This window comes from Bradyrhizobium sp. WYCCWR15520 (assembly GCF_056174665.1).
In genome coordinates, this window is the sequence record NZ_JBWBWM010000012.1 from 191,425 (window position 1) to 206,478 (window position 15,054).

The window sequence follows — 15,054 nt, forward strand, 5'->3', positions numbered from 1 at the left end:
GCGGCGTGCAGCGATGCGCGCCGCTTTCGCATTTTTGGTCCGATTCTCGGCAAAAGAAGCTTGCCACGCTATCGCTTCGGCGGGACAATTTAGCTAATCAACTAATTAAGACGCGTCCGCCTTGGGAGAGAAAACAAGTGCTCGACAAACCAGCCACCCAATCCGCTACCCGCACCTCCGGCCCGCTCGCCGGCTTCCGCATCGTCGAATTCGCCGGCATCGGCCCGGGTCCGTTCGCCTGCATGATGCTGGCCGACATGGGCGCGGAGGTCGTGACGCTCGATCGCGTCGGCGCGAAAAAGAATTTGAAATCGGTGGCGGGGCGCGGCCGCAAAGTCGTCGAGCTCGATTTGAAGGACAAGGCCGCGGTCGCACAGGTGCTCGACTTGCTCGCCAACGCCGACGCACTGATCGAAGGTTTTCGTCCGGGCGTGATGGAGCGGCTGGGCCTCGGCCCCGATGTGGTGATGGCGCGCAATCCGCGCCTGGTGTTCGGCCGCATGACCGGCTGGGGCCAGGAAGGTCCGCTGGCGCACGCCGCCGGCCATGACATCAACTACATCTCGGTGACCGGCGCACTCGCGGCGATCGGCACCAAGGAAAAACCGGTGCCGCCGCTCAATCTGGTCGGCGATTTCGGCGGCGGCGCGCTCTATCTCGTGGTCGGCGTGCTGGCGGCGCTGCTCGAAGCGTCGAAATCCGGCAAGGGCCAGGTGGTGGATGCCGCCATGTGCGACGGCGCGGCATCATTGATGTCGATGTTCTTCGACATGACCGCGATCGGCCGCTGGGTCGAGGGGCGCGAGCAGAACTTTTTGGACGGCGGCGCGCATTTCTACGGCATCTACGAATGCTCCTGCGGCAATTTCATTTCGATCGGCTCGATCGAACCGCAATTCTACGCGCTGCTGCGCCAGCATGCCGGCCTCACCGACGCCGATTTCGACGCGCAGATGGACCGCAAGGCATGGCCGGCGCTGAAGGAGAAGCTGACGAAGGTGTTCAAGAGCAAGAGCCGCGAGGACTGGTGCAAGATCATGGAAGGCACCGACATCTGCTTCGCACCGATCCTGACCATGGCCGAAGCGCCAAAGCATCCGCACAACGCCGCGCGCAACATTTTCGTCGAGCGCCACGGCGTGACGCAACCGGCACCCGCGCCGCGGTTTTCGCGGACGCCCTCGGCGATCAGGGATGCGGAGAAGGCGGATATCGGGGAATTGACGAGCGCGTGGAAGCAGTAGCGTAACCTCCTCGTCATTGCGAGGAGCGAAGCGACGAAGCAATCCATCCTTGCGCTTGCGGCGCTATGAATTGCTTCGCTTCGCTCGCAATGACGGATCAGGCCGCGTTCCCCACCTTCAACACCCCGCGCCGAATCTGATCCTCCTCGATCGATTCGAACAGCGCCTTGAAATTGCCCTCGCCGAACCCGTCGTCGCCCTTGCGCTGGATGAATTCGAAGAAGATCGGCCCGATCGCATTCGCCGAAAAGATCTGCAGCAGCACCTTGGTGTGGCCGCCGTCGACGACGCCCTCGCCGTCAATGAGAATGCCGTCGCGCTGCAGGCGGACGACGTCCTCGCCATGCTGCGGCAGCCGCGCGTCGATCTTCTCAAAGTAAGTATCGGGCGGCGACGGCATGAATGGCAATCCCGCCTCGCGCAGCGTCTCTACGGTGCGGTAGATATCCCGCGCGCCGCAGGCGATGTGCTGGATGCCCTCGCCGCGGTAGATGTTGAGATACTCTTCGATCTGCCCGGAATCGCCGGCGTCCTCGTTGATCGGAATCCGGATCTTGCCGTCGGGACTCGTGAGCGCGCGCGAGAACAGGCCGGAGGCGCGGCCCTCGATGTCGAAGAAGCGGATCTGGCGGAAGTTGAACAGCTTTTCGTAGAAGCCGGTCCACACATCCATGCGGCCGCGATGGACGTTGTGGGTGAGGTGATCGATGTAATAGAGCCCGGCGCCTGATGGACGCGGGTTCTTTTCGCCAAGCCATTCGAACTCGATGTCATAAGCCGAGCCTTTGGCGCCGTAACGATCCACGAAATAGAGCAGACTGCCGCCGATGCCCTTGATCGCGGGAACGTCGAGCGTCTTCTGCGGCGCGGGGATATCGGCCGCCTCCGCGCCGAGCGAGAGCGCCCGCTCATAGGCCTGCTTCGCATCGACGACACGAAACGCCATCGACGGCGCGCAAGGCCCGTGCGCGGCGACGAAGCCATGGCCATGGGTGCCGGGCTCCTCGTTGACGAGGTAATTGATGTCGCCCTGGCGATAAACCGTGATCTTCTTGGACCTGTGGCGCGCGACCGGCGCGTAGCCCATCAGGCGGAATAGCGCGTGCAGTTCTTCGGGTTTCGGGTGCGCATATTCGACGAACTCGAAACCGTCGGTGCCCATCGGGTTGTCGGCGCTGATGGTGGCGGCCGGCGCGTCGTGCGGAAACGGACCCATGGCGAAAATCTCCCGAAAATTGACCTGACTCAATATCGGTCGAAACGGACGCAAAGTGCATGCAAATGAGGGCGCATTCAGCTATCATGGCGCACAATCCGTGCATCAAGCCGGTAATTTACGCATGATCTCCGTAGACGCCTTCGACCTCAAAATGCTGGCCGCGCTGCAGGACGACGGCCGGCTGACCAACCAGCAACTGGCCGACCTCGTCGGCCTCTCCGCCTCGCAATGCTCGCGGCGGCGCATGCGGCTGGAGGAGGAAAAGGTCATCGCCGGCTATCACGCCGACCTCGCCGGCGAGGCGCTCGGCTTCAACCTGATCGCCTTCGTCCACATCACGCTGGCGACGCATTCGCCCGACAACGCCAAGAAATTCCGCGAACTGGTCAACCGCGTCGATGATATCCAGGAGGCCTACTCGCTCACCGGCGATGCCGACTACGTGCTCAAGGTCGTGCTGCGCGACCTCAAGGACCTCTCCGGCCTCGTCAACGACGTGCTGATGCCGCACCAGAGCGTGGCGCATGTGCGCTCGTCGATCGTGCTCGACCGGCTGAAGGAGAGTTCGAGGCTGCCGTTACGCGGCTAGATCCGGACCGCATGGCCAAATTCGAGGGAAATTCGTCATACGCGTTTTCCGTCCGATTTGCGATGATGCGACAGCAAATCACTCACGAGACGACCATGGCGCTGCAACTTCGGCCGAACTGCGAATATTGCGACAAGGACCTGCCGCCGAATGCGACGGATGCGTGGATCTGTTCCTATGAATGCACGTTCTGCTCGGACTGCGTGGACAACAAGCTGCACAATGTCTGCCCGAACTGCGGCGGCGGTTTTGAGCGGCGGCCGATCCGCCCCTCCACCGAGCGGCGGCCGGGTGTGTGCGTGACGAAGCAGTTGCCGTCGGATAAGCGGGTGCATTTGAAATACAGCGTCGAGGATGTTGCCGCGCATTCGGCGAGGCTCAGGGATATTCCGCCGCAGGAACGCTGAACCATCCACGTCATTGGCGAGGAGCGCCAGCGACGAAGCAATCCATGCCGACGCTTGCGGCGCCATGGATTGCTTCGCTTCGCTCGCAATGACGGAGAGAGCGTCACTCCGTCGCCAAAATCGTGCCCTCGACCTCGCCGAAGCCGACGCGATAGCCGTCGCCCTGGCACCAGCCGCGCATGACGAGTGAATCGCCGTCTTCCAGGAACGAGCGCGTGACGCCGGACGCCAGCTCGACCGGCTCGGTGCCGTTCCAGCTTATCTCAAGCAAGCTGCCGCGCTGATCTTTCTCGGGGCCCGAGATGGTGCCGCTCCCAAGGAGATCACCGACATTCATGGCGCAGCCGCAGGCCGCGTGGTGCACGAGTTGCTGCACCGACGACCAGTACATGTACTTGAAATTGGTGCGGCTGATGTTTTTTGGCGCCTTCATCGACGTGGCGCGCAGATCCACCTCAAGTGCCATGTCGTAATTGTTCGGCTGCGCCTGCCGCAAATAGGGCAGCGGCTTCGGATCCTGCGCCGGACCATGAAGCCGGAACGGCTCCAGCGCCTCGCGCGTCACCACCCATGGGCTGATCGAGGTCGCGAACACTTTCGCCTGAAACGGCCCGAGCGGCACGTATTCCCATTGCTGGATGTCGCGCGCGCTCCAGTCGTTGAGGATGACGAAGCCGAACATCATGTCCTCGGCCTGCTTCTCGGTCAGCATCTCGCCCATCGCCGAGGCCTGGCCGACGACTACGCCCATTTCGAGTTCGAAATCGAGCCGCTTGCACGGCCCGAAGCTGGGCAGGTCGGCGCTCGGCGGCTTCAACTGCCCGCGCGGACGGCGCACCGGCGTGCCGCTGACGACCACCGTCGAAGCGCGGCCGTTGTAGCCGATCGGCATGTGCAGCCAGTTCGGCTGCAGCGCATTGTCCTTGCCGCGGAACATGACGCCGACATTGGTGGCGTGCTCCTTGGACGAATAGAAATCGGTGTAGCCGGAGACGGCGAACGGCAGATGCAGCGTGACATCCGCCATCGGCACCAGCGCGCGCCTGCGCAAGCTTTCATTGTCGCGCAGCTCGGGATGGTCATGCCGCAGAAGCTCGCTGATACGCGCGCGGGTGCTCGACCAGACTTTTGGCCCCAGCGCCATGAACGGATTGAGCTGCGACGCTGCGAATACGGCGGGTTCAACGACATCGAAGCGGCAGTCCTGGGCGAGTTGCCAGAGGTCGAGCACATAATCGCCGATCGCGACGCCAACGCGCGGAGCGAGCCCGTCCTTGGCGGAGAATACGCCGTAGGGGAGATTCTGGATCGGAAAGTGGGATTCGGCCGCGACATCGATGAAAGAGCGGAGTTTTGGGTCGTTGGGATGGGGCATGGTTTTCCCGATTTGGCTTGGCGATTTCTTCACCCTCCCCTGGAGGGGGAGGGTCGACGCTCCTGAAAGGAGCGGCGGGGTGGGGTGAAGGTCTCTCCTCGCGAACAGTGCCCGAGTGGAGAGATCACCCCACCCCGTCTCGCATTTCGCTACGCTCATGCGAGCCGACCCTCCCCCTCAAGGGGAGGGTGGGAATCACGGCTTGTTCGGATCGAACCGCTTCTCAAGGCCCTTCCAGCAATCGGCGTAGTCATCCTGCAGCGTCGACGCCGTCGCCGCATGCTGCGTAACCCGCTGCGGAAAGCGCGTCTCGAACATGAAAGCCATGGTGCCGGTCAGTTTCACCGGCTGCAACTCACTGTTGCTGGCGTGATCAAAGGCCTCGCGGTCGGGGCCGTGCGGCAGCATGCAGTTGTGCAGGCTGATGCCGCCGGGGACAAAACCTTGCGGCTTGGCGTCGTAGACGCCGTAGATCAGGCCCATGAACTCACTCATGATGTTCATGTGATACCAGGGCGGACGGAACGTGTTTTCGGCGACCGCCCAGCGTTCCGGGAAAATGACGAAGTCGATATTCGCGGTGCCCGCGGTCTCCGACGGCGAGGTCAGCACCGTGAAGATCGAGGGATCGGGGTGGTCGAAGCCGATGGCGCCGACCGGCGAGAAGGTGCGCAGGTCGTATTTGTAGGGCGCGTAATTGCCGTGCCACGCGACCACGTCGATCGGCGAATGCGGCAGCGTGGTCTTGAACAGCGATCCGCCCCATTTAACGTAGAGCTCGGTCGGCGTGTCCTTGTCCTCGTACGACGCCACCGGCGTCAGGAAGTCGCGCGAATTGGCCAGGCAATTGGCGCCGATCGGCCCACGTTCCGGCAGCGTGAAGGCGCCACCGTAATTTTCGCAGAGATAGCCGCGCGCAGGTCCGTTGGGAATCTCGACCCGGAATTTCACGCCGCGCGGGATCACCGCGATCTCGCCCGGCTCGATGTCGATACGACCGAACTCGGTGACGAGACGCAGATTGCCCTGCTGAGCCACAAACATCATCTCGCCGTCGGCATTGTAGAAATGCTGATCCACCATCGATTTGGTGATGAGGTAGACATGCGCGGCCATGCCGGCCTGCGTATTGGCGTCACCGGCGGTCGTCATGGTCTGCACGCCCTGCAGGAAGGTCGTGTCCTCCTTCGGGATCGGCGCCGGATCCCAGCGCAGTTGCGCGATCGGCAGGTCGTATTCGTGGCACGGCGCGGTGCGCCACAGCCCGGCATCCGCTTTCTCAAAGCGGCCGGAGTGTTTCACCGAAGGGCGGATGCGATAGAGCCACGACCGCTCATTGGTGCCGCGCGGCGCGGTGAAGGGCGAGCCGGACAACTGCTCGGCATAGAGTCCGTAGGCACAGCGCTGCGGCGAGTTGCGGCCCATCGGAAGCGCACCGGGCAGCGCCTCGGTCTCAAAGCTATTGCCGAAGCCGGACATGTATCCGGGCGTCACTTGCGCCGTACCTCGGACGATCTGATCAGGCGAGGTGTTGATATTCATGGTCATCCTCCTCCTTGCAGGGCGGCCCACATTTCCTGGTCGCGCTTGTCGGTCCAGATCACGGGATCGTCGATTCCGGACGCTTCGTCGAACGCGCGCGAGACGTTGAACGGCAGGCAGTGCTCGTAGATGGCGAAGCTGGAGAATTTCGGGTCCATCACCTCGCGCGTCGCCGCAAAGGTCTCTTTCAGCGTGCGGCCCTTGGCGACCGAGCTTTCCGCCGCGCCATAGAGCGAGGTGACGAAATCGCGCGTCATCGCGATCGCGTCGCGTCCGGTGGATAGCCCTTTCAGCGCATCGCCGCGGCCCGGCGCGATGGCCTTGGGATTGAAGGCGCGGATTTCATTCAGCGTGGCCGGCCATTCGCGCAAATGCGCGTCGCCGCAATAGCAGGCCGAGTGATATTCGATGAGGTCACCGGAGAACATGACTTCGGCATCCGGCACCCAGGCCACGATGTCGCCCGACGTATGCCCGGCGCCGAGCTGCATCAGCCGCACCTCGCGCTTGCCGAGATAGATCGACATCTCGCCTTCGAAGGTCAGCGTCGGCCAGGTCAGGCCGGGAATGCTCTCGGCATCCTGGAACAGGCGGGGAAAGCGGCCATATTCGGAATCCCAATCCTGCTGACCGCGCTCCTCGATCAGCCGATAGGTTTCGGCCGAGGCCACGATGCCCTGCGCCTTGTAGGCAGAAGCGCCGAGCACGCGCACCGCATGATAATGCGACAGCACGACATATTTGATCGGCTTGTCGGTGACGGTGCGAACGCGCTCGATCACCTTGTTGGCCATCGCCGGCGTCGACTGCGCGTCGAACACCAGGCAGCCATCATCGCCGACGATAATCGCGGAGTTCGGATCGCCCTCGGCGGTGAAGGCGTAGAGATCGGTGCCGATTTCGGAGAAGGTGATCTGCTTCTCCGCCAGATCGGTGGTGGACGCGAAACCTTTAGCCATCAATTCGATTCCTGACTTCGTTCGGGACGTGAACTATTGCTGCGATTGCTGTTGTTGTTGCTGTTGCTGCTGGCTCGCACCGAGCATGCGCTGGGCGGCGAGCGCGATGGCCTCCTTCAGCACATCGAGGTCGCCAATGTGATTGGCGAGAATGAGAACCAGCGCCGCATCGAGATCGGCGCTTTGTTCGTCGTTGAGCCCATGATGCGCCTCGACGATGGCGCGGAACGCGTCGTCGGGCTTCGCAAAGTTCGAACTGGTCGATAGCGCCATGACGAAACCTCAGTTGTGGCCTGCGGCACGCGCCAGCGCGGCATCGAGCGCCGCCCGCGTCGGGTGGCGGAAGCGCGCCGCCACGTAGCCGTCGGGGCGCAGCAGATAGGCGGTGCCGGGCTCGGCATCGTAACGCCTGGCGGCAAGGCCTGCAGAATCGGCCAGCCCCCCTTTGCCGCCAATCCGGATCGTGCCCAATCCGTCGGGCCGTTCCGGCGGAACGCCATTGCTAAACTCCAGCAGCGTGAATCCCGTTCCGACGCCGATGAAGGCATCGGTGAGATAGGTCGGTTCGCCACCCTGCCCTGCAACCGGCGCGTCCGGCATCGAGGCACCGGGACGCGGGCCGCCGCGCCAGCAATCGCCATCAGCGGTCGACAGTGGCGTCTCGTAGATCGAGGGCGTCGAGAGCCGTCCGCCATTCACCATGCGCTTGCCGAACTCGGTTTCCTTGGCGAGCGACAGCACCGCCTTGCGCAGCCGCGCCTCCTGGTGGGAGTTGGGCGCCATGAAGTCGGTCGAGCGGGTGGATTCGCGGATGTTCTCGTCGGCCGCGGCGCTTCGCTCGATGTGGTAGCTGTCAAGCAGCGCCTCGGGCGAGGTTCCCCGCAGCACCCGATCGAGCTTCCACGCCAGATTTTCGGCATCCTCCAGCCCGGAATTGGCGCCGCGGGCGCCGAACGGCGAGACCTGATGCGCGGCATCGCCGGCAAATATCACCCGGCCATGGATAAACTTGTTCATGCGCCGGCACTGGAATTTGTAAAGCGAGATCCATTCGAAATCGAAGTTGTCGTGGCCGAGCATGCGGGCGATGCGTGGCCGCACATTCTCGGGCAGCTTTTCGACGGCGGGATCGGCAAAACGATTAAGCTGCAGGTCGATCCGCCAGATGTCGTCCGGCTGCTTGTGCAGCAGCGCGGAGCGGCCGGCATGGAACGGCGGATCGAACCAGAACCAGCGCTCGGTCGGGAATGCCGCAGTCATCTTGACGTCGGCGATCAGGAACTGGTCCTCGAATACCTGCCCCGCAAATTCCGCGCCCACCAGCTGCCGCAACGAGGACCGGGCGCCGTCGCAGGCGACGACATATTGCGCCGCCAGCCGATAGGGACCGTCAGGCGTCTGGATCGTCAGCACCACACCGTCGTTGCGCGGCTCGAGCCCCGTCACCTTGTTGCGCCAGCGCAGGTCGATGGCAGGCAGTTCCTCGACGCGGTCGACCAGATAGGCCTCCGCGTAGAATTGCTGCAGGTTGATGAAGGCCGGCCGCTTGTGGCCTTCCTCCGGCAGCAGATTGAATTGATAAAGCTGGGAATCGCCGTGGAAGATCTTGCCGACGCTCCACACCACGCCCTTGTCGACCATGCGCTGCCCGATGCCGAGCCGGTCCCAGAATTCGAGCGAGCGTTTTGAGAAGCAGATCGCCCGTGAACCCTCGCCGATCCGGTCAGCATCGTCGAGCAGCACGACCGATTGCCCGCGCTGCGCCAGATCGATCGCCAGCGACAGCCCGATGGGACCCGCGCCGACCACCACGATCGCGTGTTCGGCCGTGTTGGCGCCTGCCCGGTCCTGGTCGGGGTGGCGACGATAGCCGAACTGGGTTTTAGTCAGCGCCATGCGGGCTCAACCCCGTGACTAGAGATCTTGTTTTGACGCGTTTTCTTCACGCGAACCGGTATCCACTTCGCTCGAAAACGCTAGCTAGTAACCTGTGGTCCTGCTAAATTAGTCTCACCTGCAACTATCTTAAACCCCGGGCCGGGTCCGGCGTCAACCCAAATCGAGGCGATTCTTGCCAAAAGCGATGTCAGGCGAAATGGCTGCCGGCCCAGAGGAAGAGAGCGCGCCGAAAAAAGCCGCGCGGCTCGACCTCTTCAAATTCGTACCGTTCCAGCTCAACCGGCTGGCGGCGGAAGTCAGTTCCGCGCTCTCGGTCGAATATGCAGCCCGCTACGGCCTCGACATTCCGGAATGGCGCGTGCTGGCGACGCTCGGCTTCCGTCACGATGCCTGCAGCGCGCAATACATCGCCCACTGCACCCGCACCCACAAATCCACCATCAGCCGCGCGGTCACGTCGCTGATGAAGCGACAGATCATCGAGCGCGTCGAGAACGAGGATGACCGGCGCGAATTCCGACTTCGCCTGACGCGCAAGGGCGCGCAGCTCTATGAGGAACTGATCCCGCGCCTGTTGCGCAAGGAGCAGGAGATTTTGTCCTGCCTTTCCGCGCAGGAGCGGCGGGATCTCGCGCGGCTGCTCGGCAAGATCGAAGAAAGCCTTGAGCTGGTGCAGACCAGCGAAGAGGCAGATGCGAAGGAAGCGTACTGAGCTGCGCTCTCTCCGCGTCATTGCGAGCGAAGCGAAGCAATCCATCTGTCCGCGCGCGCGGAAAGATGGATGGCTTCATTGCTATCGCCCTCGCAATGACGGCTGGGACAGCTACGACTACTTCACCGCCGTGACTACGATCTCCACAATATGCGGCGGCTCGAGATCGACACCGAGGCAGGCGCGCATCGGCGGATTCTTGCGATCGACCCACTCGTCCCAGGCCCGGTTCATCTCGGCCTTCTGCTTGATGTCGGCGATATAGACGATGGCCGACAGGATCTTGCTCTTGTCCGTGCCGCACAGCGCGAGGCTTTCGTCGATCCGGGCGAGCGCCTTGACGCTCTGCTCGTACATCGAAGGGCTGACGGGATCGGGCGCGACCGCCACCGTGAAGACCAGATCGTCGTGCGCGACGGCGCGGCTGCGGGTGGGTGTGAGCCCTGCAAAGCGTTGGATCATGATCGTCTCCGGTTAGCGGCTGCCAATATGTTTCGCGATGACAGGGAAATAATTGTCTCCGGACCCGGCATCGATCGCTTCCTGCAACACGGTGCCGATCAACTCCGCACCGCGAATCCGCAATCCGGCGTCGGACGCGAGCTCCAGCGCGTAGGACAAATCCTTCAGCGCATATTCGGTGGAGAATGCGCGTTCCGGGAAATTGCCTGTTACGATCGCCTTCATACCGTGATTGCGGAGCGCAAAGCTGTCGGCCGAGCCTTTTGAAAGCGTATCGAGCAGCAGCTTCGGATCGACGCCATTGTGCTTTGCGACCGCAACAGCCTCGGCCAGCGCGTTGACGGTTTCGAACAGCACCATATTGTTGAGGATTTTTGTCACCTGTCCCGCGCCGACGTCGCCGCAATGGGTGACGTCGGTAGCAAAGCAGCGGAGCAGCGGCTCGATATCGGCGTAAAGCGAAGCCGTCGTTCCTACCATGACGCTGAGCGTGCCATCCTGCGCCGCCTGCCGCGTGCGCGCGATCGGCGCATCGGCCCAGAACGCGCCTTTGGCTTGCAATTGGCGCGCGAAATCGCGGGTCTGACTAACCGAGGACGTGCCGAGATCGACCACGACCTGACCGCTGCGAATATTCTCGAGAATGCCGTTGCCCTCAAACACCGCCCGCACATGCTTGGCGCTCGGCAGGCACAGGAACAGCAAATCGCTTTGCTTGATGACGTCGGCAACGGAAGCCGCAATGTTGGTACCGTCGGCCTTGAGCCGCGCCAGCGGCTCCGGCGACAGATCAAAGGCAAGGACGCGCTTGCCGCTCTTCTTGACGAGATTGCGGCAGATCGGCTCGCCCATCACGCCGAGGCCAATGAAGCCGAGAGTCTTGTACTCGGTCATTTCCCTGAGAACCTATTTCGCGAAAGAACGCGATGGCGCGAGATGCAGCGCGAACGCATCGACCTTGTCGCTGGCGCGCGGATAAATCTCGCTGACGATCGGATCGTGGCCGGGAATGAAACGGTCGGGATGGCCGGCCAGCCGCTCGACGGTCTCCCAGCCCTGCGCCATGTCACCGACATTGTAGACGATCGGAAACGGGCTGCGCTTGTGCAGATTGGCGTAGTAATGCGCCGCATCCGACGCCAGCACCACCGGCCCGCGCGCGGTTTCCACGCGCACCACCTGCAAGCCGTCGGAATGGCCGCCGACGCGATGCACCGTCACGCCGGGCGCGATCTCGCCGTCGCCGGAATGAAAGGTGACGCGCTCGCCATAGACATGACGCACCATCGTGGTGACGTGCTCGACCGAAAACGGATGCCGCAGCATGCCGTTGCACATGCAGCGCCCCGTCGCGTAGCTCATCTCGCGCTCCTGCAGATGAAACCGCGCGTTCGGAAAGCGATCGAGATTGCCGGCGTGGTCGTAGTGCAAATGGGTGACGATCACGTCGCGGATCGTGTCGGCGGCGACGCCAAAGCCCGCCAGCGCGTCGACCGGATTGAGCGTAAGCTTGCGCGCACGTGCCTTGGCTTCTTCGGCATTGAAGCCGGTATCGACCAGGATGTCGCGGCCGCCCCCTCGGATCAGCCAGACGAAATAATCGAGATCCTGCGCCGTGGTCTCGTGCGGATCGGGGACCAGAAAATTCAAATGGGGCGTGCGCGGCGACATCGTCGCGTAGCGCAGTGCGTAGATTTCGTAGGCATTTCCCATCGGTGTCGCTTTTTCTTTGTTGTGAACTTTGCCGATGCGGCAGCAAGCCATCGTCATCCGCAAAGGTCAAACGCAGCGCGCGAATGACGCCCGCGTAACAATTGCAGAGCTATGTGAGAGGGATCACATTACCATCGGCGGTTGCCAACCCTACGGGCTCCCCGCAATTCCAGAGCAGCAGCAATCAAGGCGACCGGCCGCGACATACCGGACGCCCCGCCTTCGCGGGCCACGACCGCGATATCCAGACGCAGCCGGCTATCGGCGAAAGGATGGCCAAACGGATCGGGAACCTATTGCACGAACCCGATCACGCCTTTGGGTGTTGCCGCCGTTCAACAGTGTTAACTCCGCTTCATTCGCGACGTGCGGTCGCGGTTAATTGTCGCAATTAGTGACGATATCGCAAGCGGTTGACGGGCAGTGCACGCGGTTTGATAATGCAGGGAGCGTAGAGTATGGTCGCCGCGGCGCGAGCTGGTATCGGCGCCATTTTGGCTGGATTGCCGTCAATATGAAAACCCGCCTTGTATTGTTTTTCTCCCTGTTTTTTGCGGTGGCGTCGGTCGCCCCGTCGTTCGCAGCCGGCGAACGTTATGCGCTGGTGATCGGCAACGCGAAATATCCGGACGCCGAGGCGCCGCTCAAGGAGCCGATCAACGATGCGCGCGACATCGCCGAGGAGCTGAAGCGCGACGGCTTCAATGTCGATATCGGCGAGAACCTGACCGGCGAGCAGATGCGCCGCGCCTTCGAGCGCCTGTACGCCAAGATCAAGCCGGGCTCGGTCGCACTGATCTTCTTCTCCGGCTTTGGCGTGCAGTCGAGCCGCCAGAGCTACATGATCCCGGTCGATGCGCAGATCTGGACCGAGCCCGACGTTCGCCGCGACGGTTTCAGCCTCGAGACCGTGCTCGGCGAGATCAACAGCCGCGGCGCCGGGGTCAAGATCGCGCTGATCGACGCCTCCAGGCGCAATCCGTTCGAGCGCCGGTTTCGCAGCTTTTCCGCCGGCCTTGCGCCGGTGATTGCGCCGAACGGCACGCTGGTGATGTATTCGGCCGCGCTCTCGTCGGTCGTTTCCGACAATGGCAGCGACCGCAGCCTGTTTGTGAAAGAGCTGCTGAAGGAAATCCGCACCCCCGATCTGATGGCGGAAGAAACGCTGAACCGCACCCGCGTCGGCGTCACCCGCGCCTCGCGCCAGGAGCAGGTGCCGTGGATCTCGTCGTCGCTGGCGGAAGATTTCTCCTTTATCCCGAGCGGTACCGGTCCGCGGCCGGCCAGTCCGCCGCCAGCTCCGGTGGCCGCAGCGCCACCTCCACCTCCCGCCCCCGCTCCGCCTCCGCCGGCTCCCGCACCTGCCACGCCCCAGGTGGCCGCGCCTGCGCCGCCGCCCGCACCACCTCCTCCGGCGCCGACGAAACCGGTTGAAGCCGCGATTCCGCCGCCTCCGCCACCGGCCAAGCCGGTCGAGAGTCCCAGCCCGACCGTGCTCGCGCTGGCCGACGACCCGACGATCAAGAGCCTGACCACCAAGCTCAATGACAATCCGGACGACGCTGCCGCGCTGTACCGGCGCGGCCAGGTCTATGCCAGCAAGGGCGCCTACGAACTCGCCATCAAGGACTTCAACAATTCACTGCGGCTGAACCCGAAGGATGTGGAAGCCTACAACAACCGCTGCTGGGCGCGCACGGTGATCGGCGACCTGCAAGCGGCCCTGAAGGATTGCAACGAAGCGCTGCGGCTGCGGCCGAATTTCGTCGACGCGCTCGACAGCCGCGGTCTCGTCAACCTGAAGAGCGGCCAGAACAAGAATGCAATCGCTGATTTCGACGCCGCTCTCAAGATCAACCCGAGATTGACCTCGTCGCTGTACGGCCGCGGCCTTGCCAAGAAGCGCAACGGCTCGATTTCGGAAGGCGATCTCGACATTAACAATGCGAAGGCGATGGACCCCAATATCGTCAAGGAATTCGCTGATTACGGGGTGCAGTGACGATTTTTTTAAGTGAAGGCTGTCGGCCACTCGAACCCTGTGGCCGGCGCAAAGACTAAAGCATAGCAGCCGGCCGCAATCGGGCTCGGCAGCTCATTTGGACGATATTGGAACCGCGTGGGAAGCCCGCAGGAGGGGACAGCAATGGCGAATTTCTCAGCAACGAAAACCCTAACCGCAATCGTCTCGGTTGCGGCGCTCAGCACCGCCGTTTGCTTGAGTGCGGGAACTGCCCTGGCACAGGATAAGAACGTCACCGAGGATCAGATCGTCCGCGCACTGGCGCCCGAAAAGAAGCCGCTCACCCGTGGCCTCTCGGTCGGACCGCAAACGACCGTCGATCCGACCGTATCCGCCGCCGAAAGCAAATTCGTGCAGAAGATCCGCGGCCGCTCCACGCGTTCGCTCTCGACCGCCGAGCGCGAGGAAATCGCCGCCATCGTCAAGGACAAGCCGAAGATCGATCTTGAGATCAATTTCGACTACAACTCGGCCGACATCAGCGCGAAGTCGCTGCCGTCGGTGCAGGCGCTCGGCCGCGCCCTCACGAACAATGACCTCAAGGGCTCGACCTTCGTGGTCGCGGGCCACACCGATGCGGCAGGCGGCGAGGCCTACAATCAGGACCTCAGCGAACGCCGCGCCGACTCGATCAAGCGCTATCTCGTCGACAAATATGGCATCAACGGCACCGATCTCGTCACCGTCGGATATGGCAAGAGCAAGCTCAAGGATCCGGGCCAGCCGTTGGCGGAAGTGAACCGCCGCGTCCAGGTCGTCAACATGGAAAACAAGGCCACGGCGTCGGCCAAGTAAGGGCGTGGCGTCGAGCAATAGTTTCCGGCTACAATACGTCCCGCAGCCCCCCGTGCGGGACGTATTCGTTTTGGGCGCCATTGCAGGCCTTCGGCCGGCTCAATGTGCCTGTTTA

General features: G+C 62.9%; 15 protein-coding genes. 6 read left to right on the plus strand and 9 right to left on the minus strand.

Features of this window, described 5'->3' with window-relative positions; all coding sequences use genetic code 11:
• Positions 1-137 precede the first annotated feature (137 nt).
• On the plus strand, positions 138-1,244 hold the full coding sequence (locus AC0QUY_RS15910) for a CaiB/BaiF CoA transferase family protein (RefSeq protein ID WP_475387516.1): 1,107 nt from the start codon (positions 138-140) through the stop codon (positions 1,242-1,244).
• Positions 1,245-1,341: 97 nt separating this feature from the next.
• On the opposite strand, the gene hppD is transcribed toward AC0QUY_RS15910, so the two are convergent.
• Positions 1,342-2,460, minus strand: a complete 1,119-nt coding sequence (gene hppD, locus AC0QUY_RS15915) for a 4-hydroxyphenylpyruvate dioxygenase (RefSeq protein ID WP_475387517.1) — start codon at positions 2,458-2,460, stop codon at positions 1,342-1,344.
• Between the two features lie 124 nt (positions 2,461-2,584).
• On the opposite strand from hppD, the gene AC0QUY_RS15920 reads away from it, so the two are divergent.
• Positions 2,585-3,052: an Lrp/AsnC family transcriptional regulator gene (locus AC0QUY_RS15920; protein ID WP_161850700.1), complete on the plus strand. Its 468-nt coding sequence runs from the start codon at positions 2,585-2,587 to the stop codon at positions 3,050-3,052.
• 95 nt (positions 3,053-3,147) lie between these two features.
• On the plus strand, positions 3,148-3,459 hold the full coding sequence (locus AC0QUY_RS15925) for a DUF1272 domain-containing protein (protein WP_161850701.1): 312 nt from the start codon (positions 3,148-3,150) through the stop codon (positions 3,457-3,459).
• 103 nt (positions 3,460-3,562) lie between these two features.
• Here AC0QUY_RS15925 and fahA read toward each other — a convergent pair whose 3' ends face one another.
• The 5 genes from fahA to AC0QUY_RS15950 form a co-directional block, all read right to left on the minus strand.
• A complete protein-coding gene (fahA, locus tag AC0QUY_RS15930; RefSeq protein WP_475387518.1) occupies positions 3,563-4,834 on the minus strand; it encodes a fumarylacetoacetase in 1,272 nt (423 codons plus the stop codon).
• A gap of 195 nt (positions 4,835-5,029) precedes the next feature.
• Entirely contained in the window at positions 5,030-6,376 is a 1,347-nt protein-coding gene (gene hmgA, locus AC0QUY_RS15935) for a homogentisate 1,2-dioxygenase (RefSeq protein WP_475387519.1), read from the minus strand.
• Positions 6,377-6,378: 2 nt separating this feature from the next.
• On the minus strand, positions 6,379-7,335 hold the full coding sequence (locus tag AC0QUY_RS15940) for an MBL fold metallo-hydrolase (protein ID WP_161850704.1): 957 nt from the start codon (positions 7,333-7,335) through the stop codon (positions 6,379-6,381).
• A 33-nt stretch (positions 7,336-7,368) separates the two neighbouring features.
• Complete coding sequence (locus AC0QUY_RS15945; RefSeq protein ID WP_161850705.1) at positions 7,369-7,608, minus strand: DUF2783 domain-containing protein; 240 nt, start codon at positions 7,606-7,608, stop codon at positions 7,369-7,371.
• Positions 7,609-7,617: 9 nt separating this feature from the next.
• Positions 7,618-9,231, minus strand: a complete 1,614-nt coding sequence (locus tag AC0QUY_RS15950) for an FAD-dependent oxidoreductase (RefSeq protein WP_475387520.1) — start codon at positions 9,229-9,231, stop codon at positions 7,618-7,620.
• 199 nt (positions 9,232-9,430) lie between these two features.
• Between AC0QUY_RS15950 and AC0QUY_RS15955 the strand changes: the two genes are divergently transcribed.
• Entirely contained in the window at positions 9,431-9,946 is a 516-nt protein-coding gene (locus AC0QUY_RS15955; protein ID WP_246738478.1) for a MarR family winged helix-turn-helix transcriptional regulator, read from the plus strand.
• Positions 9,947-10,063: 117 nt separating this feature from the next.
• On the opposite strand, the gene AC0QUY_RS15960 is transcribed toward AC0QUY_RS15955, so the two are convergent.
• Genes AC0QUY_RS15960 through AC0QUY_RS15970 form a run of 3 tightly spaced genes read right to left on the minus strand, consistent with a single transcriptional unit; the run spans position 10,064 to position 12,121 of the window.
• Positions 10,064-10,408: a RidA family protein gene (locus tag AC0QUY_RS15960; RefSeq protein ID WP_057860349.1), complete on the minus strand. Its 345-nt coding sequence runs from the start codon at positions 10,406-10,408 to the stop codon at positions 10,064-10,066.
• 12 nt (positions 10,409-10,420) lie between these two features.
• Positions 10,421-11,302, minus strand: a complete 882-nt coding sequence (locus tag AC0QUY_RS15965; RefSeq protein ID WP_475387521.1) for an NAD(P)-dependent oxidoreductase — start codon at positions 11,300-11,302, stop codon at positions 10,421-10,423.
• A 12-nt stretch (positions 11,303-11,314) separates the two neighbouring features.
• Positions 11,315-12,121 carry an N-acyl homoserine lactonase family protein gene (locus AC0QUY_RS15970; RefSeq protein ID WP_475387522.1) on the minus strand — a complete coding sequence of 269 codons (807 nt, stop codon included), beginning with the start codon at positions 12,119-12,121 and terminating at the stop codon, positions 11,315-11,317.
• A 514-nt stretch (positions 12,122-12,635) separates the two neighbouring features.
• Here AC0QUY_RS15970 and AC0QUY_RS15975 point away from each other — a divergent pair.
• Positions 12,636-14,123 (plus strand): caspase family protein, encoded by a 1,488-nt coding sequence (locus tag AC0QUY_RS15975; RefSeq protein ID WP_475387523.1) that lies wholly within the window; start codon positions 12,636-12,638, stop codon positions 14,121-14,123.
• Positions 14,124-14,267: 144 nt separating this feature from the next.
• Positions 14,268-14,939 (plus strand): OmpA family protein, encoded by a 672-nt coding sequence (locus AC0QUY_RS15980; RefSeq protein WP_475387524.1) that lies wholly within the window; start codon positions 14,268-14,270, stop codon positions 14,937-14,939.
• The last annotated feature ends 115 nt before the right edge of the window (positions 14,940-15,054 follow it).

Coding starts and splice junctions, on each gene's coding strand:
- hppD (WP_475387517.1), bottom strand. CDS start 2,460: ATGGGTCCGTTTCCGCACGACGCGCCGGCCGCCACCATCAGCGCCGAC.
- AC0QUY_RS15920 (WP_161850700.1), top strand. CDS start 2,585: ATGATCTCCGTAGACGCCTTCGACCTCAAAATGCTGGCCGCGCTGCAG.
- AC0QUY_RS15925 (WP_161850701.1), top strand. CDS start 3,148: ATGGCGCTGCAACTTCGGCCGAACTGCGAATATTGCGACAAGGACCTG.
- fahA (WP_475387518.1), bottom strand. CDS start 4,834: ATGCCCCATCCCAACGACCCAAAACTCCGCTCTTTCATCGATGTCGCG.
- hmgA (WP_475387519.1), bottom strand. CDS start 6,376: ATGAATATCAACACCTCGCCTGATCAGATCGTCCGAGGTACGGCGCAA.
- AC0QUY_RS15940 (WP_161850704.1), bottom strand. CDS start 7,335: ATGGCTAAAGGTTTCGCGTCCACCACCGATCTGGCGGAGAAGCAGATC.
- AC0QUY_RS15945 (WP_161850705.1), bottom strand. CDS start 7,608: ATGGCGCTATCGACCAGTTCGAACTTTGCGAAGCCCGACGACGCGTTC.
- AC0QUY_RS15950 (WP_475387520.1), bottom strand. CDS start 9,231: ATGGCGCTGACTAAAACCCAGTTCGGCTATCGTCGCCACCCCGACCAG.
- AC0QUY_RS15955 (WP_246738478.1), top strand. CDS start 9,431: ATGGCTGCCGGCCCAGAGGAAGAGAGCGCGCCGAAAAAAGCCGCGCGG.
- AC0QUY_RS15960 (WP_057860349.1), bottom strand. CDS start 10,408: ATGATCCAACGCTTTGCAGGGCTCACACCCACCCGCAGCCGCGCCGTC.
- AC0QUY_RS15965 (WP_475387521.1), bottom strand. CDS start 11,302: ATGACCGAGTACAAGACTCTCGGCTTCATTGGCCTCGGCGTGATGGGC.
- AC0QUY_RS15970 (WP_475387522.1), bottom strand. CDS start 12,121: ATGGGAAATGCCTACGAAATCTACGCACTGCGCTACGCGACGATGTCG.
- AC0QUY_RS15975 (WP_475387523.1), top strand. CDS start 12,636: ATGAAAACCCGCCTTGTATTGTTTTTCTCCCTGTTTTTTGCGGTGGCG.
- AC0QUY_RS15980 (WP_475387524.1), top strand. CDS start 14,268: ATGGCGAATTTCTCAGCAACGAAAACCCTAACCGCAATCGTCTCGGTT.